The organism is Rhizobium redzepovicii, assembly GCF_019793435.1.
GTDB lineage: Bacteria > Pseudomonadota > Alphaproteobacteria > Rhizobiales > Rhizobiaceae > Rhizobium > Rhizobium redzepovicii.
This window is the reverse complement of the sequence record NZ_JAILYH010000118.1, coordinates 1-255: the sequence shown is the minus strand read 5'-3', so window position 1 is coordinate 255 and position 255 is coordinate 1. Positions and strand designations below refer to the sequence as shown.

General features: G+C 60.8%; 1 protein-coding gene. It reads right to left on the bottom strand.

Translation table 11 applies throughout. The features are described 5' to 3' along the window. On the bottom strand, positions 1–255 hold a 255-nt coding region (locus K6N12_RS35215; RefSeq protein ID WP_281424341.1), incomplete at both ends, for a nitrogenase component 1.

The following is a 255-nucleotide window of genomic DNA, read 5'->3' as shown; positions in this document are numbered from 1 at the left end:
CGACGTTGACATCGTAAGGGCCGGTCTCAAACTCGACTTCGTTCTTGTCGAAAACCCAGTCACGGATGGCGTCGTTGGCGATGTGGTGGCCGAGCGATTGCGAGACGCCGCGGAAGCCCTCGCAGCGCACCGGCACGATCGTCTTTTCGTGCTCCTTGGCCTTCTTGCGCGACACCGCCTCAATGTCGTCGCCAATCAGCCCGATCGGGCATTCCGACTGCACGCTGATGCCGTTGTTGAGGGGGAAAAGCTCCT